This window comes from Pleurocapsa minor HA4230-MV1, from assembly GCA_019359095.1.
GTDB classification, from domain to species: Bacteria; Cyanobacteriota; Cyanobacteriia; order Cyanobacteriales; family Xenococcaceae; genus Waterburya; species Waterburya minor.
Genome location: JAHHHZ010000036.1, coordinates 574,023 through 596,540, shown reverse-complemented (window position 1 = coordinate 596,540; position 22,518 = coordinate 574,023). Strand labels below are relative to the sequence as shown.

The 22,518-nt window shown below is 38.6% G+C and carries 19 protein-coding genes; 10 read left to right on the top strand and 9 right to left on the bottom strand.

From position 1 onward, the window contains the following. Positions 1-3: 3 nt before the first annotated feature. From KME09_26520 to KME09_26510, 3 genes are all read right to left on the bottom strand, one after another. Entirely contained in the window at positions 4-399 is a 396-nt protein-coding gene (locus KME09_26520; protein ID MBW4537497.1) for a type II toxin-antitoxin system VapC family toxin, read from the bottom strand. Between the two features lie 9 nt (positions 400-408). Continuing rightward, on the bottom strand, positions 409-654 hold the full coding sequence (locus tag KME09_26515; protein MBW4537496.1) for a hypothetical protein: 246 nt from the start codon (positions 652-654) through the stop codon (positions 409-411). Positions 655-740: 86 nt separating this feature from the next. Then, the gene (locus KME09_26510) at positions 741-3,524 is read right to left on the bottom strand and encodes a DUF1156 domain-containing protein (protein MBW4537495.1); all 2,784 of its coding nucleotides are present in this window, start codon (positions 3,522-3,524) and stop codon (positions 741-743) included. Between the two features lie 91 nt (positions 3,525-3,615). On the opposite strand from KME09_26510, the gene KME09_26505 reads away from it, so the two are divergent. The 4 genes from KME09_26505 to KME09_26490 are packed head-to-tail and all read left to right on the top strand — an operon-like array spanning position 3,616 to position 5,160. Further along, positions 3,616-3,870: a ribbon-helix-helix domain-containing protein gene (locus KME09_26505; protein ID MBW4537494.1), complete on the top strand. Its 255-nt coding sequence runs from the start codon at positions 3,616-3,618 to the stop codon at positions 3,868-3,870. Positions 3,871-3,873: 3 nt separating this feature from the next. Continuing rightward, the gene (locus tag KME09_26500) at positions 3,874-4,272 is read left to right on the top strand and encodes a type II toxin-antitoxin system PemK/MazF family toxin (GenBank protein MBW4537493.1); all 399 of its coding nucleotides are present in this window, start codon (positions 3,874-3,876) and stop codon (positions 4,270-4,272) included. 33 nt (positions 4,273-4,305) lie between these two features. Continuing rightward, entirely contained in the window at positions 4,306-4,683 is a 378-nt protein-coding gene (locus tag KME09_26495) for a hypothetical protein (protein MBW4537492.1), read from the top strand. A 9-nt stretch (positions 4,684-4,692) separates the two neighbouring features. After that, positions 4,693-5,160, top strand: coding sequence for a type II toxin-antitoxin system VapC family toxin (locus tag KME09_26490; protein ID MBW4537491.1), 468 nt, complete (start codon positions 4,693-4,695; stop codon positions 5,158-5,160). Positions 5,161-5,208: 48 nt separating this feature from the next. Here the strand turns inward: KME09_26490 and KME09_26485 are convergent, their stop codons facing one another. Next, positions 5,209-5,637, bottom strand: a complete 429-nt coding sequence (locus tag KME09_26485; protein ID MBW4537490.1) for a hypothetical protein — start codon at positions 5,635-5,637, stop codon at positions 5,209-5,211. Positions 5,638-5,736: 99 nt separating this feature from the next. Between KME09_26485 and KME09_26480 the strand changes: the two genes are divergently transcribed. Beyond that, positions 5,737-6,093: a four helix bundle protein gene (locus KME09_26480; protein ID MBW4537489.1), complete on the top strand. Its 357-nt coding sequence runs from the start codon at positions 5,737-5,739 to the stop codon at positions 6,091-6,093. Between the two features lie 35 nt (positions 6,094-6,128). On the opposite strand, the gene KME09_26475 is transcribed toward KME09_26480, so the two are convergent. Then, complete coding sequence (locus KME09_26475; protein ID MBW4537488.1) at positions 6,129-9,422, bottom strand: DUF499 domain-containing protein; 3,294 nt, start codon at positions 9,420-9,422, stop codon at positions 6,129-6,131. A 413-nt stretch (positions 9,423-9,835) separates the two neighbouring features. Between KME09_26475 and KME09_26470 the strand changes: the two genes are divergently transcribed. Beyond that, positions 9,836-10,105, top strand: coding sequence for a hypothetical protein (locus tag KME09_26470; protein MBW4537487.1), 270 nt, complete (start codon positions 9,836-9,838; stop codon positions 10,103-10,105). Positions 10,106-10,339: 234 nt separating this feature from the next. Here KME09_26470 and KME09_26465 read toward each other — a convergent pair whose 3' ends face one another. The 3 genes from KME09_26465 to KME09_26455 form a co-directional block, all read right to left on the bottom strand. Beyond that, entirely contained in the window at positions 10,340-11,479 is a 1,140-nt protein-coding gene (locus KME09_26465) for a SpoIIE family protein phosphatase (GenBank protein ID MBW4537486.1), read from the bottom strand. Positions 11,480-11,910: 431 nt separating this feature from the next. After that, positions 11,911-12,525 (bottom strand): FHA domain-containing protein, encoded by a 615-nt coding sequence (locus tag KME09_26460; protein MBW4537485.1) that lies wholly within the window; start codon positions 12,523-12,525, stop codon positions 11,911-11,913. A gap of 290 nt (positions 12,526-12,815) precedes the next feature. Next, positions 12,816-14,150, bottom strand: a complete 1,335-nt coding sequence (locus KME09_26455) for a trans-splicing intein-formed DNA polymerase III subunit alpha C-terminal partner DnaE-C (GenBank protein MBW4537484.1) — start codon at positions 14,148-14,150, stop codon at positions 12,816-12,818. Positions 14,151-14,375: 225 nt separating this feature from the next. Here KME09_26455 and hflX point away from each other — a divergent pair, with 225 nt between their 5' ends. Beyond that, the gene (gene hflX, locus KME09_26450; protein MBW4537483.1) at positions 14,376-16,001 is read left to right on the top strand and encodes a GTPase HflX; all 1,626 of its coding nucleotides are present in this window, start codon (positions 14,376-14,378) and stop codon (positions 15,999-16,001) included. A 136-nt stretch (positions 16,002-16,137) separates the two neighbouring features. Here hflX and KME09_26445 read toward each other — a convergent pair whose 3' ends face one another. Continuing rightward, the gene (locus KME09_26445) at positions 16,138-17,403 is read right to left on the bottom strand and encodes an AAA family ATPase (protein MBW4537482.1); all 1,266 of its coding nucleotides are present in this window, start codon (positions 17,401-17,403) and stop codon (positions 16,138-16,140) included. 163 nt (positions 17,404-17,566) lie between these two features. Between KME09_26445 and KME09_26440 the strand changes: the two genes are divergently transcribed. From KME09_26440 to KME09_26430, 3 genes are all read left to right on the top strand, one after another. Continuing rightward, positions 17,567-18,310: an NYN domain-containing protein gene (locus tag KME09_26440; GenBank protein ID MBW4537481.1), complete on the top strand. Its 744-nt coding sequence runs from the start codon at positions 17,567-17,569 to the stop codon at positions 18,308-18,310. An 802-nt stretch (positions 18,311-19,112) separates the two neighbouring features. Beyond that, a complete protein-coding gene (locus KME09_26435) occupies positions 19,113-20,342 on the top strand; it encodes a hypothetical protein (protein ID MBW4537480.1) in 1,230 nt (409 codons plus the stop codon). Between the two features lie 200 nt (positions 20,343-20,542). Further along, positions 20,543-22,318: a S8 family peptidase gene (locus KME09_26430; protein MBW4537479.1), complete on the top strand. Its 1,776-nt coding sequence runs from the start codon at positions 20,543-20,545 to the stop codon at positions 22,316-22,318. Positions 22,319-22,518: the final 200 nt, after the last annotated feature.

The window sequence follows — 22,518 nt, the reverse complement described above, 5'->3', positions numbered from 1 at the left end:
GTATCAAGAATTTAACCAATCTTCTAGTTGCAAGCCTTCGATGTTAATAAAATGACGAGTATTATTAGTAACTAAAATATCTTGTCGAGAACGGGCAACTGCTGCAATCAAAGCATCTAATTCTCCCGTTGGTCTACCTTGCCGTCTCAATCCTGCTTGAATTTTGCCAAATTCTAAAGCTGCATTTTGGTCAAAGTCAATGATTTCTAATAAATCGGTAAACGAATCTAAAATCCCTAGGTTTTGCTCTACTTGTTGCGAACAATATGCGCCCTTGTAGAGTTCAGCATGTACGATAGTTGGGATGTAGCATAGATAAGATTGTCGAGTAAACTTGTTTAGAGCTTGAGGATGGCGATCGATAATAGCAATACAAATATTCGTATCTAGTAAATACACTCTGTCTTCCTATAAAGTATTCAATTCGCCTCTTATTTTTTCATTTCGTTCCTTTTCTAACTCTGTCAAAACAGCAACTAATTCTTCTGTGTCTTGATGTGGAATTGCTGAAAATTGCTTTAGTTTTTCTCTTCTCTGTTCTTCACTCATTTTTGGATGATCGGGAATTTCTACCATAACTTCTGTACCGTCAGGAACACTAACTTCTTCTGATAGCTGAATTGTCTTACCTTGAATAATTCCTTTGACTTTCATGGCGATCGCTTTTCTAACTTATATTTCTATTATGCAATAGTCGCTGTACTTCAATTCAAAGCTCAAAATTCAAAGTTCAAAATTAGCTATAGAGATAGCTTGGTCTGTTCATAAACTACCTTGGCTTTAATCTCATCCATTGACAACCACAAAGAAATTAAAGTTTTATGTTCATCGGTACTTTTGGGAATTACTTTAAAAGCAATTTCCAGGGTTTTCATCAGCATATCATTATTATTTAACCCCGTTTTTTGCATGAAGTTCCTCACTAATTGGGGGTTTTGTTCTTCTTCGTAAATGGCAATAATCGCATGAAAAGCATCGACCAAATAAAGATTGGAAAAGTTATCGGCATCGGCGGTAAATGCCCGTTTTTTGTGTCTTTGTTTTGGGGTGAGAATAGTACAGCTACCGCTTTTGGAAGCAAGCAGTTTGTAAGTTTTGGCTAAATCGTTTACGTCAAAACCACCAATAGCTAAAGCTAGTTGTCTGGCTTCATCGAAAGGGAATTCGCGGGCTTTGAAAGCATCCCAGGCGAGGAGATACCATTGAGTGAGGGGATCGAAACCTGCGGTGTCGGTTTGTACCAGTTTGCGGAAACGATAGTTAGCTATGGCTTTTCTAGCTTCAGCAAAAGCGACTTCGGGGCGCACTTCTTCACCGCTACTATCTAGGATAGGATAGGCACGAGAAAAGACATTGAGAGCGGGGCCAAAAGCACTAAGATACAAATCAATACCCGAAATCTCATTCTCTTCAAATTCGGGGGCGCGTTGTTCGACGAGGTTGGCAACTTCAGGACGCAAATCATCCCACCAAGCTTGTTCGGCATGAGGATCTCGTTTGCGACAGACTAAAAGGACGGTACTAGAAACGGAGTTTTTCTTAGCTTGGTGGAGATTTTGAGGGTTTTCGGTACTAACCGACCAAGATGCAGTAATTTCAAAGCCAGCATCGATCAAGGATTTAGTTAGCACATCCCACGCACCAGATTCTTTATGGTTAAATTGAACTGTCATTACGCCATCATCTCGTAAGACGCGATAATATTCGCTAAATACCAGTTGCATCTTGGCTTCGTAGTCTTGTTTGGCTAGTTCTTCTGGAGATGCACCCATGTTACGGAAGCGAGAAGGATTAGCAACGGCTTCTCTGTCTTTATCGGTAAGTTCTGAGTAGAATAAATCGGGGAAGATATCGCCGACTGTGCGTTTCATCCAGACATAGAAAAAGTCTGAAAGTTCGGCGTATTGAATGGTTGAATAGTAAGGAGGGTCAGTTACTATTGTATCTACAGAGCGATCGGGGATGTGAAAAAGGTTATCGGCTGAGGAAGCATTAACTTGGATAGATTTTGGGTTGTATTGACCTAATCCTGGAATGGCTGCTGGGTCAAATTTTGTATTGAAATAAATGCATAGTTTTGAGTAGTCTGGGATCAGAGCTTTAGCACACCAAGACCACAGCTCATTTGCTCCGTTGAATTCTGGGTAGTTCCACATGAGATTCAATGAATGTTGTGCAGAAGCTCTTGCAGCACCAGGGTGAGAAGAATGCCACTGTGATAATCTACACTCATAATCTACACATCGATCGCAAACTAAAGCCAAATAAGTTGCGATCGCTTCTACTTTTTCTGGTTCATATTCTATATGTAACTTAGATTTTGCCTCGTTGATAATTTCTACATAGGTAACAAGAGTCAAAAGCTGACGCGGATTGAAATAATCTAAACTTTTATTCAAACCATAAGCTATACATCTGTCTGCGTAACCATCAAATCTTTCTTCTTCGGGAAGAATATTATTATTTTCAAAAAATGCTAATTTCTCTTTGATATACGCTTCAGCTTTAGCAACACCATCTAAATCGAAATCCGTAGGAATTCTGAATTGTAAACCGCCTTTTCCTTCCTTGTAAGCAACTGCATACAATTGATGACCTAAACCCGATAATTTTGCTTGAAATTTAATAACATCATCTTCAATTACGCTGGTGCAATTAGGACATTTACCAACACCTCTACTGATAGTGGTTGTAGTATCTGGATCGTATTCACCTTCATCAGTTTCAATTGTTGTACCTTTTCCTTTACTTCCTCTAATTAATTCAAAATCAACTCTGTTATTTTCAAGATTAGGAATCGGTTTTACTGCATACCAATCACTCGTAACTTTTCTTTCTTGACCTTTTCCTGCATAGTTGCTAGCTTTACTCAACCACCAATTAGGACTTAGAGGCACAACCGACTCGCAATGAGGACAAACAACCGTATGCGCCCAAAGATAATTCTGTACTTGTTCAGATCCCCCCTTGCCCCCCTTAGAAAGTGGGGAATTAGAAGAAGGGAAAAATTCGGCTAATCTTTTCTCTGCTTCATCACCAACAAACTTCACCCACTTATCAATATCCTGCTGTAAATCCGCCCCAAACTTAAGGGGAAATTCCATTGCTGCTTTCATAGTCACCACAGCCACAGGATTTAAGTCAGAAGCCAGCACATTTAAACCATATCTAGCTGCTTCAAAAGGAATACTTCCTCCACCAGCGAAGGCATCCAAAACTACAGGCTTTCTTTTACCCCAAATGCGATCGCAATACTCTTCTAATTTCTCAATTACTAAACTTGAAGGAGGAGTTTTATATAATTTAATTGCTTCTTTTCTCTTGACATTTATTCCCTCTTTTTCTGGATGTAAACCCAACAAATATTCAAACTCTTCCATCGAAATATCTGCTGGTAAAAGTGAAGCCAAAACAGAAGCGCGAGAAAAAGATAAAGGCTTGCGAGAATACCAACGATGTAAACCCTTAAAAGGATTTCCCCCGTGTTCGTAATATACCTGCTCGTTGAGGAGTTTTACAGGCATAATTTTCTCAATAAACACCTGGGGACGTTGGGATTTAGTCATAAGTAATATAAAAAGTATTATTATTTATGTAGAGATTAGATAAGCTCCTATGATTAATAATTCCCAGAAACAACGGATATCGATCACCGTAGATTCACAACTACTTGAAGAAGTAGACAAAATGACTAAAAATCGTTCGGCTGCGGTGGAGGAAGGTTTACGTTTGTGGCGCAAACAGCAAATCGAGTCACAATTGAGAAACTTCTATCAAAATCGTTCCCAGGCGGATATCGAGTTTGAACATGAATGGGCGCAGTTTTCCCAATCACAAATGGAAGAGATTCTAGAAGAGGAAGGATTATAAAGTGTGACAAGTTTATATCCTCGTCAGGGTGAAGTGTATCTAATTAGAGCGTTAAAAACTCTGGGGGATACTAAAGCAAGACTTGCGCTTGGCGAGGAAACCTCGCCGCGCTTCCTTGCTAAAAAACGTCCTGCTGTTGTTGTTTCAATGAATGTCAGAAATGAATTGAGAGAAAATGTCTTGATTGTTCCTTTTACCAGCGATTTAACTAATGGAGAAACACCAACTAGAATTTTGATTTCAACAGGAGAAGGAGGGTTAGAATCGGCTTCTTTGGCTCTGTGCGACAACATATCTGCGGTTCGTAAGCTTTATTTAGAGCGCGGCCCTTATGGGTCAATTACACCGCAATCTTTAGCCAAGATTCAAAGAGCAATTCAAATTGCGATCGGTATTTTTTGATTTAGAAGATAACAAGTAAAGGAAATAAAAAATATGACTAACACTATAGAACTACCCAGCGGAAAAATTATCGATCTCAATCGTTTCGTTGCTTTAATACCTGATGAGAAAAAGACAGATAATACATATTTTTTGATTCTAGAAGGCTGTGAAAAAGCGATCATTTTAGATGCAATAGAAGCGACATCAGTTAAAAAACATATTAGATTAGAGTCAAATAAGAATCATAATGGTGTTTGGGATAGAGAAGAACAATTACGCAAAAATCAACCAGCGATCGAGTTACTCAAAAAGCGCATTGAGAGGATAAAAAACGAACCGCCATCACCTGAAAAAGAAGCAGCTTTTGAAGAATTCAAAAAAATAATAGATGCCGAAAGATCAACAGGACGAAAATTATACGAGAAATAGATATATTAAATGATTGTATTTATTGATTCTGGGGTACTAGGCAAACTTTGTAATCCCAATCGTACAGAAGAAACTATTACTATTAATGATTGGTTGTTTTCTCTGCTATCGAAAGGTATTTTTGTTGTTAGTAGTTACATTTGTGATTATGAAGTCAGAAGAAGTTTGATTTTAGAGTCTTTGAGGAAACCCAATATCAATGGCATTGAAGATTTAGACGAACTCAGAAATTTAGTAACTTTTTTACCTTTAAGCAACGAGGTAATGTTAGAAGCTGCTAATCTTTGGGCAGAAGCACGTATACAAGGAATACCAACTGCTGATGATAAAAGCCTTGATGCCGATATAATTATTTGCTCTCAATACAAACTACTAGAAAAAGAATATCCAGGCAGATACATTGTTATTGCTACCACTAACGTCAAACATTTAAGTCGTTTTAGTGAAGCCAAAGAATGGCAAGCAATTGAGTTTTAAAGGGAGATATTTATAATAATAAAGTTTATTTGTCACGGATACATTTCGCTATTCTCCCAAAAGTATCCGCAAGGCTTTAAGAGCAGAAGAACGTCTACCATTGGCAATCATCGCAAACCAATAATGAGCTTCTTCATTACTCATTGTACTAATCCCCATCGCAATTTTAGTAATGCGATCGCTTTGACTAAGAGGTTGCAAAGTCTGAAACAAAATTGCTGTTTGCACTCCTAATTCTTCTGTCAAAACATAAGGAGTTTGACGTTTTATAGAAAGAGTTTTGGGATCGTAATTATTAGCTTTAAGTATTTGATAAATACTTTGTTTTACTAAATTTAAAGTATTACCTTTAAGACAGCCAATTAATTCAGCAGCAGGACGCTTTTTTTCACCAGCTTTTTTATAAGCACACTGATATAGTTCCAATGCAAAATTGTTATTATCCGTAGGGATTACTCTCAATTGAAATTCCTGCACAGCCGTTTTACTCCAATTCAAAATTATAAGTTCAAAATTCAAAGTTAAGCAAACTCAAAAATTATTGATAAAATTAGTTATTTAAGATTGATTATTTTGATGATGACTAATGTTCCAATAACAGAAAGAACTGAAAGTTTTGCTATAAGAATTGTCAAAGCCTGTTGTTTTTTATCTAAACAGTCAGATGTATCTAGAACTTTATCAAGACAGTTATTGAGATCTGGTACATCTATTGGGGCGAATGTCCATGAAGCGCAATCAGCACAATCAAACAAAGATTTTATCCACAAGTTAGAAATAGCATTAAAAGAAGCGAGAGAAACTGAATATTGGCTGAAAATTTTGATTAAGTCAGAGCTTGTTAAAGAAGATAAATTTAAATTGCTATTGCAAGAATCCCAAGAAATTAAAGCTATCATTGCTGCCTCAGTAGTTAAATTAAAGAAAAAATAATTTTGAATTTTGAATTTTGAACTTTGAATTCTAAGTCAATATTTCACTTTGACGTTCAGAGAAATTCGTTCTGCTGGATTGCGTTGAAGTGCTTGATGAATATCGTTTAATTCTTTACTTTGAGGAGAAATACCAGGCTCAAAATCAATTATCAATTTCAGATTGACATCGCCTTTGGTTTCTGGATTGTTGAGTAGTGCGTTAATGGTATTAAAAAAGCTTTGAAATCCTCTTACCTGTCCTTGGTATTCCAAGCGCACAAATTGGTCATTCCCTGTTTGAATAGTTGCGGTTTGATCGATTCTCAGGGAGAAACGACTTAATAAAGGAATCGCCGTTCCCAATTTACGGTAGTCAAGCAATTTATCTACGGATATTTCTAAAGACTCAATTTCTTGAACTTTGCGATCGCCACAGAGATCCATTAAGCTAGTAAAAACTTTATTTACAGTGCCATCAAGTTCGATAACTGGCGATCGATAATCAAATATAGTGCCAGTGCTGCCATTACCGTTTAGGTTATCATCAGGTTTATATTCACCAGTTGGCTCTTTAGCTCTAGTTCCATCTGGCGAGATTACAGCTTGAGTTTGTTGTTCTGCTGTCTCCTCGTTGCCATAGTCAGCAAGAAGCTTAAATATTGTTGTATTGGTAATTGTTGTCTCGTATTCATCGGAAGGACGAAACTCTTCGGGTATTAAATTACCATTTTGATAGAGGCTAGTTTTTAATGCACCTTTGGCTTTCCAACGCACTCGTACAGGTTTTTCTGTTTCTGTAGAAGGCATTACTTGAGCATTTAATTCAATTACTCTTGGTTCGGGTGGTTGAAGAATTCCACGACGGTATAAGATAAAGCGATCGCTAAATTCAATTGTTTCAGGTAGGGGCGTTTCGGGATGTAAGGGCGGTTCCCTAAAGGACTCGCTTCGCATCGCGCGAACCGCCCCTACGTCGCTTTTGATATAAACTTTTTCTCCTACTTTTAAATCCCAATGTCCTTCCTGTAATCCTTGTCGGATAGTGTCTCGCAGTAGCGAGATTTCGGCATCGAGCAAAATATTAAGGTTTAAATCTTTAGCAAAGGCATCCTTTAAAGCTTTGGTCGTCCAGTGGTCTAAACCTTTACTCCAGACTTTTTGCAAAATATAGACAGGGGCAAAAGGCTTAGAACCTTCGAGACGGATTTTTTCACAGTCCTTGAGGGCTTTGAGAATAATATCCTGTTGATTGTTTTTGCCTTTGACTGCACCTGAATCTTGAGCAGGTAATACGTAGTGCATCAAACCAGTAGGAGCTTTGACTTCATCTTTAGTGGGATAAAATAGATGGCGATAAGCATTAGTCAGAGACACCCGAACGTCTAAATCTTTTGCTCCGTTTCTCTCTCCTAGCTGTTTTTGCTGGCTTTCAGATAAATCTTCCAAACGGGTTTGATTGCGAAGAATATTTTGAATTGCTTTATATTCTCTGGCATTATCAATAGCGCTTTCGATTTCCTTTTTGTTGGCAACCAGGAATAATAAACGATTTTTATGAAGACGGAATTTTCCAGATTCTCCTGTATTATTAAAAATCTGCTCGACAATATTAGGCGGACTATCAGTCGAGTTAACTATAGTAGCTTCGTCAAAATCAATCAAACAAAGAGCAACAGTATCAGGAACATCATCCACATCTCCAGGACTTTCAGCAGAGAAAATCGGCGTAAATATTTTCTTGGCAAAAATACTATCTCGACGCGATCGCAAATCGTCTTTAGCTTCACTACGTCCTACTTGTTCTTTTTCTTCGGTAACAATCTTATTGATCGATGGTTCTTCTTTAAACCGAGAAATTGAAGTAATCGGATCGTCATCGAGATACCAAGCCACTGCTGTTAATCTTGACAAAGCGCGATCGACAAAACTAACTTCTAACCCAGGAGTTAGTAATGACAGATTTAATTCTGCTCTCTTGATACCAGAAGAAATCCCCTGAGTCAGAGAATGCAAAAAGATAGTCCGCGCTACCCAACTAGAAAAAGGTGGTTTATCCGCTGCAATCCACTCCTCATCCTGTATCTGAGCATAGGCTTCTCTACCATTAGGATTGTAGATATCTGCCCCGATTGGTGGGCGCATTTGAGGGCGTTGTAGTCTTGAAGTTAAGTCGTTAGTTATCTCCTCATCCAAACCCACAGGGATATTATGAGTATGAATCATTGGTGTCCAATTTTCTCTATTTCTCCATAGATGCCTAACTACTTGAGCCAGCAACCTTAATGCACCTCTAGTCTTTTGAAATTCAGGTATTGAGGCGATTTTTTTGGTTAATAAGTTAAATAGTTCGGGATGAAAAGGATAACTTTCGGCGATCGTACTACTATAACGGGCATCTTTACAACCATCAGGCAAATTAATCTTATTACTACGATAAGCATTTAAATATTCTGATGCTGCTTTCTCTGCTGCTTCAGCACTAACGCTCTTAAATAAGCGCTGTTTGACAATGTTGTAAACCTCTACATCGGTTGAAGGACTTAAAACTCTTTCTTGTCTGGCAGAAGCACGAATTAATTCTTGTAATTCTGTTGTTTCTTCAGCAAAGGTATCAGCAGCTGAAGCTAGAGAATAAACAAATACTAAATTATTACAAGCTCCCGCTAAATCCATCAAGGAAAAGAGAAAAGCGACAACTTGTTCGGCTAAGTCACTTCTGCCTATCTGTTTGGCTTTAGCTGCCCTGAGATAACGGGCAATTTCATCTAGAATAATTACTGTCGGTTGACCATCTAATAATCGATCTAAAACATCTGTTCCAGGACTAATCCCACTGCGATCGCTTCCTGCTAAAAGTTGATATCCTTGTATTCCGCCAATCTGGTAAGCAATTTCACCCCAGAGAGTTTTAGTGATTATTCCGTTCTCGTGATGAATACCATTTTCAGGATCTAAATCTCGTCCGTCTACTGCGGCTACCTGTACAGGATGTTCTGGAATTAAATTAAGTTGAGCAAATCTTTCTAGCCCTTCAATTTTCCTTCCCTGTTGACAAATATGCCACAAAGCAATCTCATCGTGGGTTTTACCACCACCGAAGCTAGTTTCTAGTCGAATAACAGGAGAACCAGAAGACTTTCCTGTTAATCTGCTAAAGACCTCTCTTATCAAAGTTTTGATTCCATCTGTAGCAAAGGTATTAGCAAAGAAACTCGCAGCATCTTGATATATCAGAGGTGCTTTTCCTTCGACCACAGATCGCAATTTAGCAGCAAAGAGATCGACAGAAAGTTCTCCCGCTAATATTTCTTCTCTGGGGATACAGGTTTCAAAAATTGAAGGCAGCATATACACAAGTCCCTAAATAGAAGCTTGTAATAAGTTTGCCCATTTTGGTTTACTAAATTTAAAAAAATCTAAAATCGTTGTTAACTAAAATCGAGCGATCGCTTGCAACTTACATATCTTAGCAAAATTAAAAATGGTGGAGAATCGGTAGACAAAAATATTGTCAATCATTTAACTACTCAGTAACATTTGAAGCGATCGCAAAAATTTAAGAGAGAGACGACTCGTTATTCAATTAAAACTCTGTTATTTAGATCATATGAAGATTTGCCGAGCTAAAAGCAGCAGAAATAGAACAAGATATTTTTAAGGAAAAATTTGACACAACACTGGAAAAATATAAATCTGCTTCAGATCGAAATAAAAAAACTTTAGCTTCGATTGATGAATCTTCCAAACTTAATTTGGGCGAGTTGTGGAAGAAATATAGTGAATTCAAAAAGCCTCAAGTAAGCCCAAGTACCTATGCGAAAGATTTTCAACGATATCGAAATCATATAGCAGCTTTACCTACTAATTCACTAGATGAAGCATCAGCTATTCGAGACTGGCTACTGGAGAATAAATCTGCTGATACTGCTAAACGCTGTTTGACTCAAATAAAGGCTTGCTGCAAGTGGTTTGTAGAAAAAGGACTTCTCGAAACAAATTCTTTTGCAAGTAATGACAATTACATTACCTAAAGGAACTGATGAATATTCTGATATAAATCCATTCTCTAAACAAGAAAAAAATTTAATTATTCAAACTTTTGCAAGCGATCTCTATTATTCTTACTATACGTCTTATGTTCGGTAATTAAAAGATGGACAGGAACATCTGGCAAAATGATCGATAAGCTATCAACAGGGTGTAAGAGCTAAAGCCCTTGTCCTATCTTCTTTGTAAATCCATTGTCACCCCGTGAGGCCATTACATTAAGAAAAATCTATCTGCAAGATGGATAAATCGTCTTCAAATTGAAAGTTAGGATGCCAGGTTCTAACGTACTGTAGCAGGCGCTTTAGATCTCGTTCGGGGTTTGTTTGGTACTTTTTTAGCAAATTAATCAAACGTTCTAATCCCCAATGAGCATTAGTATCAGCCTGTGGTTCAACCTCATAAATTCCATCACTAAATATATACAAGCTAGAATTGGCAGCTACTTGGCAAGAGGCATTAATATACTTAATATTGGGAAACATACCGATGGGAACACCTGGAGTTTTCAGTCGTTGTTCTAGCAATTGACTAGTAGGGGTTAATAAAATTGCTGGAGGATGTCCTGCGCTAGAATAGGTTAAACTGCGACTGTAGCGATCGTAAACTCCATACCAAATGGTAAAATATTTATCGTTGCGATCGCTCATCTGAAAAGTTTGGTTTAATCCCTTCAATACTTCATTAGGCTGATAATAATCAACGTTGCTTAATCCGCGAGAACGCAAGAGATTAATTACCGCCAAAGAGGGTAGACTCGCTCGTAAACCATGTCCTGAAACGTCTAATAAATAAAATACTAAATGGCGATCGTCCAACCAAAAATAATCAAAGCTATCTCCTCCTAATTGTCGAGAAGGAATGAAACAAGCATTAATATTTAGTGATGGATGTTGCAGAGGCTCAGGTAAAATAGTACTAACATACTCGGCTGCTTCCGCTAATTCGTCTTCTAGTAGCTGTTTTTGGTTTTGCAAGTCTTTACTTAGCTGGTGTAGTCTTAATCCAGCGCGCACTCTCGCCTTCAACTCATGCATTTCAATCGGCTTGCAGAGAAAGTCATCCGCCCCTGCATCTAAACCCTTAACTCGATCTTCGATTGAATCTAAGGAAGTCAACAAAATAAAAAAAGTAGTAGACAATTCAGGAATTGATTTGATCTGACTACAGACTTCCAAACCATTTTTGCGAGGCATAATCCAGTCACAGATAATTAGATCGGGACAAATTGCTCTGGCTTTAATTAAACCTTCTTCTCCATCACTAGCTAAGGCTACGTCATAACCCTGCATGATTAGAGTTCTTTCTAACAGCATTTGAGTTGTGGAGTCATCGTCAATGATCAGAATTTGAGCCATAGTATATTGATAGTTTTTTAGCTGACAGCCACAGGTGAAGACAATTTTTGGCTAGCCTTGACTAAGCAATCTCGATCATAAAAATTTCAGTATCCTTGCTAAACTAAAGACACAAATTATTTACCATCATACATTTGAGCATACTAGAAAAGCGTAAAAATATAAGTGGTTTAGACAATCACACTAACACGAGGCACTAAAAATTGGCGCTAAAACCCAATTAAATACTTCTCGGTTAAGCCAAAAATAGTAAAATTTATCCAGCACGGAACTGGTGCAATCAATCTCGTCTATATTCTATTATGATTGACAGCGATCGCATTACAGTCTTATCAAAAAGCTTTAAGCTAACGGGGTTTAAGACACCTACCAATGGACTAAGAGGTTTAAAACCTCGCTACTATTGACTTATAGCTTATAGCTTTGCTCCTTTATTCTTTAGTTCTAATTTCCCCAGCAATATTGCGATCTTCTGGCATCCTGCTAACAATAGTGTTCTCTAGCATCATACTGTCATCTGGAAGATCGTTGTTAGGAAAAGCACCTTCGATCACCATCGTATCTTTGTCAGATTTAGTATTTGGCACTGAAGATTTAAATGAAGTTTTTGCTTCGCTACAGTAATTAAGGAACTGGCTACTGTCAGTACTGTAGGTAATATAATTGTAAGAAATTTTAATATTATCGCCAATCCAAACAATATCTCCAGAGGTCAGGCGATGCAAAGACTTTTTCTTATCATTAATATAGATACCATTGCGGCTTCTTTGTCTTTTCCCTTTACCATCAATAATCCAGTAAGAGTAGTCAACTTTATCTGTCCCTTCGCTATATCTCATCCAAGCTACTGTAGCGTGGTGACGAGAAGCTAACTGGTCGCTAATTACTAAATCATTATGAGGATGGCGGCCAATTGAAAACACATTGACATTGAGGGCAACAGCTCTTCTTGATTCTGGAGACTCCACAATTAAAACGTGTCGTCCTTTGGCTAGATCTGCTTTATTTAATTTAACGAGGGTTAGCTTGGATTTATTATCAGCCATGAGAGCGACATTATTTATTGTGTACCAACATATCAATGAGAAATTAAAAATAAAGCAAAGTAGCTTTAATATTTATTTGTTCTCAATACATAAAATCAGACTTGCTGAATTAAGATCCGCTAAATTATCTATCTCACTAAGATATATTAATATATTTAACTCGATAATTATTTACTATATTCTAATCTATAAAAAATGAACAGCAATGGTTACATATTAGATAGACACAGACCATTATTTTGGCTTTTTGTCATCAGTAAATATATGGAATTATAGATATTTTAGGTTAATTAATTTGCTAATAATGATTCACATCGTGCTACAAAACCTGCACTTTTTAAAGAAGCGATCGCACTGGTTTCATTCTGTACCCAAAACTTTTGTCCAAAGCGAATAAACTGTCTTTGCTCTCCTTTACCAATTGCGGCAATTACGGGAATTTTGAATTTATTAGGCTCTACAGATTGTTGTTCTAAAATTTGCTTGAGATAATTACTTTTGACGCGATCTAATGCCTGTTCGGGAGTGATTTCTAGCATTAGCATTTTCACCTGTTCTACCGCTGCTGCATCATCAATAATTAGCTGATATTTATCGTTACGCTGTTGTGCTGTCCCCCAAACAATTAGCTGTTTACCTTCTAAGAGCAAGGGTTCAAGTTCGGCATAGGTACTGGGGAAAATTGTACCTTCGGCTTCCCCTGTAATATCTTCCATTTGCACAAAAGCCATGGGATCGCCTTTTTTAGTAATTATTTTCCGCACTGAATTAAGCATCACTACGGCACTAAGCTTTTGTCGAGCCTTTTGCTCGGGTAATGCACTTAAGCTAATCGGTGATAAGATTTGGGCAGCCTGATTAATTGCTTTGAGGGGATGATCGCTGATATAAAACCCAATATATTCTTTTTCTAAACGTAACTTTTCCTGAACGGGGTAGTCTTCTACGGGGGGGCTGCTGGGTGCTTGTTCAAAAATAGGCTCAGTGTCTACCTTATCTACTAGATCGAATAAATTAAGTTGACCACTAGCTTTCTCTTTGCTGCGTTTTTGCGCCCAAGATATCACTACATCAATATCATTAATCAACTGTTTACGGTTTGGCTGGATTAAATCGAAAGCACCACAGTAAATTAAGGTTTCTAAAGCCCTACGGTTAACCGTGCGCAACTCTACTCGTTCACAAAAATCGGCTAACGATTTAAACTCACCATCGCTATTGCGGGCATCAAGAATATTCTCAATTGCCCCCTGTCCCAAATTTTTCACCGCCGATAAGCCAAATAAAATATGGTTGTCATCTAGGGGCAAAAAGTCCTCTACAGAACGATTAATATCGGGTGGCAAAATGATAATACCCATCTTTTGGGCATTTTCCCGATAGCGATCGACCTTATCTTGAATACCACTGCTAGCAGTAAGCAAGGCAGACATATACTCAACTGGATAGTTAGCCTTAAGGTAAGCAGTCTGATAGGTAACGTAGGCATAAGCAGTGGAATGAGATTTATTAAAGCAGTTTGAAGCTACCATGCCGTTAGCCAAGAGAAAATTATGCTCTTGAGCTACTCCAATGTCATATACTGCTTGCATTCCCAATGATTGACGACTGACAATTTTTACCATGACTAATGACTAAAACAAAAGCTGCTGAATAAATCTCAATAGGTTACAAGTTGTGACTCGCGATCGCTGGTTTGAGTCAAGAAGCTCGCAAAATCGTTAAAATTAGCTTATCTAACCAATATTTTTCTTGATTTCGAGGCAACGTCTATCGATACTATATACGGTAAATATAAAGGATTAAAATCAAATCAGCTCAGACAGCTCAAAAAACTTTATCATCAGAAATTGCCAGGGGACATGATTGTTACCCCAGAATTTGCTCAAAGATTAGCAGCAATTAGTACTGAGATCGATCAGCCTGTCTGTATTTACATCAATCGTCGGGGACAGGTGATTAGAGTTGGGGTAGGTAATGCTCTACAAACGCAAATTCCCCCGTTAGAATTACCTCGTTACGGCGCAAAACGTCTTTCGGGGATCCGCTGTATCTCTACCAAACTGCAACCTGAACCACCAAAAGAGTCCAGCCTAACAGCAATGGTGCGTCAAAGATTAGATGCTCTGGCTTTAATTACCCTCACTGGTACAGGTAAATTAAAACGGGGTGGTGGTGCAACAGGTTATGTGCAGGATACCTATTTAGCACATTTGTTACCTCAGTCGGAGATAAACACCGAACAACAGTATTGGTCAGTATCTGAAGCAATGACTCTAGACAGTTTAGCTAGCCAAGATTTCCTGGAATTAGTTGAAGGTTTAGAAGCTGAATTTGAACGAGAATTTGTCGCTCAACAGGTAGGTAGCGATCGCGATTTAGTAGTCTTAGTTGGTTTACAGGTCGATCAAATCTCTGAACCAGAATTTGAAGATCGTCTCAATGAACTGGTGGGCTTGGTGAACACCGCTGGGGGAGAAGTCTTAGAAACAATTCGGCAAAAGCGATCGCGTCCTCATCCGCGAACTTTAATAGGCGAAGGGAAGGTACAGGAAATTGCCCTGCGAGTACAAACTCTAGGCGCTAACCTAGTCGCTTTCGATCGCTCCCTTTCTCCTGCGCAAATCCGCAATCTAGAAAGTCAATTTGGGGTGCGGGTGGTAGATCGCACAGAAATTATTCTCGATATTTTTGCTCAACGCGCTCAATCCCGTGCAGGTAAACTTCAGGTAGAGTTAGCCCAATTAGAATATATGTTGCCCCGTCTAGTAGGTAGAGGGCAAGCAATGTCCCGTCTTGGTGGCGGAATTGGAACTAGAGGCCCTGGTGAAACCAAGTTAGAAACCGAAAGAAGAAGCATTCAAAAGCGAATTACTCGTTTACAGCAGGAAGTAACCGAATTACAGGCACAACGTTCGCGGATGCGCAAACAACGCCAAAAACAGGATGTTCCTACTGTGGCGATCGTCGGCTACACTAATGCAGGTAAATCGACTTTAATTAATGCCTTAACCAATTCAGAGGTGTACGTAGCTAACCAGCTATTTGCTACCCTCGACCCCACTACCCGTCGCTTATCCATACCTAATGCGGATACGGGAGAACCCCAGAATATGTTGTTAACCGATACAGTCGGTTTTATTCAACAGCTACCACCACCTTTAGTCGATGCCTTCCGCGCTACTTTAGAAGAAGTTACCGAAGCCGATGCGCTGATTCATGTAGTAGATCTATCTCATCCTAGTTGGGAAAATCAAATCCGTTCGGTGATGGAAATCCTCGGCGAAATGCCGATTGTTCCTGGCCCAATCTTATTAGTATTTAATAAACTAGATCGGGTTGGCAGTGACGCTCTCAATCAGGCAAAAGAAGAATTTCCCCTGGCGTTATTTATTTCCGCTAGCGATCGCCTGGGACTAGAAACCCTGCGCCAAAACCTGTCTTTATTGGTAGATTTTGCAGGTGTAGGGGAATGATTACTGATTACTAATTACTGATTACTGAGCAGTCGAAAGTTACAGCGAATTTCAGTTACCCATTACCCATTACCCATTACCCATTACCCATTACTTCGATAAATTAATGTGTCTACTCAATTGAAAACTGCTGTAATTAACAAGTTCCGTGGGTGGCCAGGGTGTTACCATGTTCATCGACAATAATAGTGCGATCGCCTTCATCTAATTCGGGAAATTCTAAAGACTGTAGTTGTTGGTATAATACTTCTTCGGGGATGCTATGACGACGCTGGCGGTTGCGTTCAAGATAGATTGTCTCAGGACAGTGAAAGATTACCAAGGTTATTAATGCGCCGTATTGACGACTAATGCTAATGATCTGCTGTCTAAAGTCATATCTTAAGCTGGTGGCATCCCAGACGATTTTGCTTTGGCTACGTAACAGAGTTTTTAACTGTTCTTGGGCTATCTGAATTACTTTACTATTTTGCGACTGATCGCTACGAGAACTAGCTATTTTAGCTCTTAAAGCATCGAGGGAGATAATTGTATGATCGCCCAGGTTCTGCTCAATCCAAGTACTTTTTCCCGAGCCACTGACGCCAAAAGTTATAACCACTTGAGGAAAAGCATCTCGATAGGAACAAGAACGAACCAGTTCGGATTCTGGGTCAAAAATCTTGCCAGCTTCATAACGAGCGATCGCTTGAGCGAAAACTAAATCACGAGTAGCTTGATTCCAGTCGGCTAATTCACGCTGAAAATATGCTCGCCAAGACTGATACTCCGCACCAAAACCTTGCCAGGCTTGATATTTCTGAGCAAATAAACCATACAGATCAACAATTTCTAATTGTTCTCGATCTTGGCATTCTCGTCCTCGAAGATTGGCTAATGCCAGCCAGTAGAGCAATTCTGGATCGCTAAGACGAGCGATTCGTTGATATTCTCCAGCGGATTTATTTTGCGTAACTAACTGTTTAGGCTCGTGATGATAACCAACTAAACTTAAGGTGTTCTCGACTACCGAATAGGGCAAATCTAAACCCACTAGCTTAAGTGCTAAATAGGAACGTCCTTTAATAGCGTGTTGGGGAGCAACAAGGTGAATTTTCCCTTCAATTTCTTGCTCTTGAGTAGTAATTGGCTTGTAGATATCATGTAACAAAGCACCCAGAATTAGACTCAGACGGCGCTGGGGATCGAAATGAGTCGCTTCAGTTTGCAAAATCTTATAGGTTTCATTCAATACCATTCCCGTATGAATATGCACATTTCCTTCAGCGTGCCATTGACAATCTTGAGGGGTAGATTGATACTCTCGCAAAAGAGAAAAGCGATCGCCTAAAATATCCACAAACTCATCAATACTAGGCGTTGCTCCTGCTAATACTTGTTGTAAGAATTCTGTGTTGTTCATAATTTCATAGGTTTAACCAAGGAATAATTTTCACCCAGGTTGGAAATCTTCGCTGCATGTTAGAAGAATTTAAATCACAGCTTTTATGTAATCAATCGGCTTAAGATCTTGTTTTGCTTTCTTCTTTAAACCAATGGATTTTAAGACTGCACCAGAATCATTAATGCAAGTTTCATCTTATACGGGGGCAATTTTATTAGATGTCGAAAATTTCCCCTTCCAGCTCGATTTGGCGCAACATCTCAAGCCATACTGCCGATATCCCATCACGATTAAATTCGCTGTCGCAAATTGGCTTAATAGTAGCGTTTCTAAACTAGATCGACATTTGCATCAACAAGGATATCAACTGATTCATGTCCCTCAATCCAAAAATGCTGCCGATGCTCAGATTTTAACTTTAGGGGCATCTTTACAGTTAAACTATCCCCAGGTGAAAGAGGTAGCAATAGTTTCTCACGACGCTATTTTTAATTATTTACATCAGACTCTACAAAGACAAGGACAGAATACCTATAAGGTTTATCAGCAGTCAGGAAATGTGTATATTGATGATTTTGTCAGTTATTACCCTGCGCGTTTGCACTCGAATGATTCTAGCTCAACGGATCGTAATTCAATAATGACGAAAATTTCTAGTGCTACACCAGTACAAACTATAGAGGATAAGATTCAAAGCAAAATAGAAGTGACTTTAACTAAACTTGCGCAGGAATCACCAGAGAAAATTACCTTGTCGCGATTATCTCAAGAATTTAAGGTTAAATATCAAAAATCCATTTCCGAAATTTTACAGAGTAACAAGCTGCCCAAGTCAACCTTACGCTTTATTCAGAAAAATTGCGCCGAGAAAATTAAGGTAGAGGTAAAAGGTAAAGAGCATTATCTATCATTAAAAAGTATTTAAATTGAAAAGCAGTATTGGCGATTAGACTCCCCTAAAGGACTAGTCCTAAAGGATTAGCTCCGCGTCCTCCGCGTCGTACCTACTCTTCGCGATCGCTATTTAGATTAGAAAATATAGCATACTAGTAATGCGATCTCTTTTGATTGACGTAGATGTTTACCATTAGATTAGGCGTTAAATTTAGAATTTAATAAAAAAGCGATCGCTCTGGCAAAGACGATCACTAAATTTGAAGATGTATATGTTAGTATCCAAACTAACAAATATTGATTAGATGTCAATTTTTTCAAGATCATAGTCAATATCGTTAGCTAAGAGGAATAGCCACTTTTAGTTTTAACTTGAACAAATATAAATGCAAAGTTGCCTAAAATAACAGTCAAATTCAACTAGTTGAATCGGCTACTAGTTGCCTGGCTAATAATTGTAATTGATTAAAAAGTTTTGGCATTGAAGAGCTAAGTAGGTAGGCAAAATAATTTATCCTAAAGGATACACTTCGTTATCAAACCCCTACCCTTAAAGCTATTTGTTACTCGTCCTAAAGGACTTGTCTCGCATAGTTTCCGTCGCGTTTTGGGTAGGAAGATTCCCACCCAAAAGCCGACGGGGAGATACCGCTCCGCATATTACTCGTTACTCGTTACTTGTTACTCCCTAACCTCATTTCCAATTTAATTACACCCACCTACTTAAAGTTGCGATCGCTCTGCCTTGGTAGGTTACATTAATGCAATGCAACGCACATAATCGAAAAAACAACAAGCATAAATTATTCTGTGGTTTTGACTAAAAAAAAGTGATGAAAAAAATATTCAAACTATTAGGATTGTTTTTATGTGTTATTTGTCTAATTATTCTTGCCAGGATTTTTCAAAATTTAATTTATTCTGCTTCTTCAGTAACTTGTTTAGAGTCCAAACCTGAAGATACTTATAATTTTGGTCAAGCCTTAGCGCTCAATGATAACTATATAGCTGTTGGCGATCCTGAAGCAAATCGCGTCGCTATTTATAGCTACGATAAATCTCAAGATAAATGGTCGAGAATTAGAGAGGTTTATCCAGCAAAAAACTCCATTATTGACAAAGTTGGTGCTGGTTTTGGTAAGTATTTAGTTTTCAATCAAAATCAATTAATTATTGGTGCTTTTAGCGATTTTGTACCAAGTCATTTTGATGAAGATACCCAGGACAAACTCAGGAACAGAGGTTTTGTTTATTCTCTGCAAGTAAATGAAGGCAATCAAAACGCTTTAATGGAAATTAATTTACCTGAGGGAATAAATCCTACGGGATATGCAGTCAAAGTATTTAATAACAAAATCGCACTAGGAACTACTGTTGTTAATGATTATGAAAATAAACCTGACAAGGTTTTAATTGTCAATCCAATTACATTAAAAGTTGAATCTGTCATTGAACCATCTATATTGCCAAGTAAGCAAGAAAATTTTGGCATAGGTATCACGGGTAATAGTAATTATCTCGTCATTAGCGCACCAAATATCTCAACTCAAGGAGGAGTTTATTTAATCGATAAATACGGCGAGCTGAAAACAATTTCCATGTCAGAAATTTCAACTTCCTCTGCTGATAAAACTAGAAAATTTAGTTCTCCAATAGCATTAGGTGATGACTTTTTAGCAATCTATTCTGGTGGATGGGATGCTTTACTTTCGATATTCAAGCAATCTTCAAAGGGATGGAAAGAAATCTATTCGATATATTTACTAGGCTCACTCAGTACGGATAAGTCTCTACTATTGGTTTCAACAAGTCGATATCCAATGGATGGCGGTCTTATCAAAAGATGGCCCAATCATTTATTGATCGACGTTCGCGAAAATAAAGCTTTTACTAAGTCAATAATTCGCTGGCATTGGTGGTACTACGTCGGTTCTGCTGAAGCACAGGGTGTAATTAATTCTAAATACTTGCTTCTGAGTCGAAATGGAAAAGTCGTTTTACTCAAGAAAAATTTTATACCTAATTATTACGTAATAAATCGTTCATTTTGTAAGGAAAAATGAAATTATGTCTATTAAAGCTCAAGATAATCGTTCGATAGTAACTTCAACGTTGATGGTATTGATGCAGTAGTTGCTTGACAGATAATTGTAATTAATTAAAAAGTTTTGGTATTGAAGAGCTAAAGTTGCGATCGCCGTTGTAGCCAGCTAGAGTTACGTTATCTTTAAAGATAGGAAAATAATAGCTAAATCAAATAGCCATGAAAAAGTTATTGCTGCTGTGCTTATTTGTTCTGGGAATTGGATTTGCTCTGTTCAATTTCAAAGGACTGGCACAAAAAGGGGAATTCAACTCAATTATTTTAGATTTTAAAGAAGATGTGCCGATCGCTAAAATTAGCGAAGAGATTCAAGCGCTTAAAGCAAAATATAATCAGCAAGTTGGTTTGAACAGTTTTTTCTCGATCAACGATCGCATTTATATTGTTGAAGGAGATAAAAAGGTACTTAAGGAATTGAAGCGCTCTCCTCTTCGTAAAGATACGGAATATATTGAAGCAAATTATCTATATCACATCAGTGCTGTTCCCAACGATCCTCAATACAATCGACAATGGAACTTTCGCGATATTAATGTCGAACAGGCTTGGGACGAAACTAGGGGAGCGGGGGTAACTGTTGCGGTAATTGATACAGGAGTCAGTATCGTACCCGATCTCAAGTCAACTAAGTTTGTTCCAGGCTACGATTTTGTCAAAAATAAAGATGAGGTAAGCGATGATAATGGACATGGGACTCATGTAGCAGGTACGATCGCTCAATCTACTAATAATGGCTATGGAGTGGCAGGAATTGCCTATGAAGCCAGCATTATGCCTTTAAAGGTTCTAGCTAGTAGTGGTGGCGGAACGGTTGCCGATATTGCTGAAGCGATTAAATTTGCTGCGGATAACGGTGCCAACGTGATTAACATGAGCTTGGGTGGTGGCGGTGCTAGCAACATGATGGAAGAAGCGATTAAGTATGCTCATAATAAAGGGGTGGTAATTGTTGCTGCTGCGGGGAATGAAGGTCGTAATGCAGCTTCCTATCCCGCTCGCTATCCTGATGTAATTAGTGTTGCAGCGACCAATCCTGGGGGAGATAAAGCCTCTTATTCAAACTTTGGCGCAGGGGTTGATATTTCCGCTCCTGGGGGTAGTGCAGAGGGAAAAGGTGATAGTGGCAAGATCATTCAGAACACGATTAATCCTGCAACTGGTGAATCAGTGTTTGTCGGTTTTCCTGGAACTAGTATGGCGGCACCTCATGTATCTGGTGTGGCTGCGCTAATTAAATCTACTGGGGTTGAGACTCCAGACGAGATTCGAGATATTTTGCTGCAATCTACGCGCAAAGTTGAGGAAGATCATTTGAATCATTTTGGTTCAGGACATTTGGATGCTAATGCAGCAGTTCAGCTAGCGCTTAAAGGCAAAATTACCTTTAATGATTTCTTCCGTTGGCTGCGTAAGAGTGGTTATCTCAACCTTGGCTTCTGGGTTGATGGTGGTGCAGTGGCGCTATTACCCAAACTGGGTATGGTACTTGGCTCTTATTTACTCGCCTGGTTTTTACGCAACTATCTTCCGTTTACCCTCGGTTTAAACAGTGGTCTGATTTTTGGCAGTTCTGGCTTATTTTTCCTTCAAGGACTATATTGGTTTGATTTACCACAATGGCCGATGCGCCTGTTTGGTAGTTCTTTACCCGAATTAGGTAACGTGGTGTTTGGTAATGCTAACCTAAATCCGCTATTTGCCAGTGCCTTAATTCCTTTTGCCTTAACTGCTCTGCTCTTAAATTCTGGCCTAAAATGGTTTGCCATTGGTTCTAGTATTGGGGTGGCTGCTTGTTTGGGAGTTAGTGCTTTTACCGATCCTGGGATTTGGCTTTTAGGTAATGGTGCGATCGCTAGTACCTATTTGATCGTTAACGTCTTACTCTGTCTAGGTTTGGCATATATAGCTAGCCAAAAAGATCCTCAAAGAGTATAAGTCAAGCGTTAATTGACTACTAGGTAGACAGATAAGTAGGTGGGTGTAATTAAATTGGAAATGAGGTTAGGGAGTAACGAGTAACAAGTAACGAGTAATATGCGGAGCGGTATCTCCCCGTCGGCTTTTGGGTGGGAATCTTCCTACCCAAAACGCGACGGAAACTATGCGAGACAAGTCCTTTAGGACGAGTAACAAAT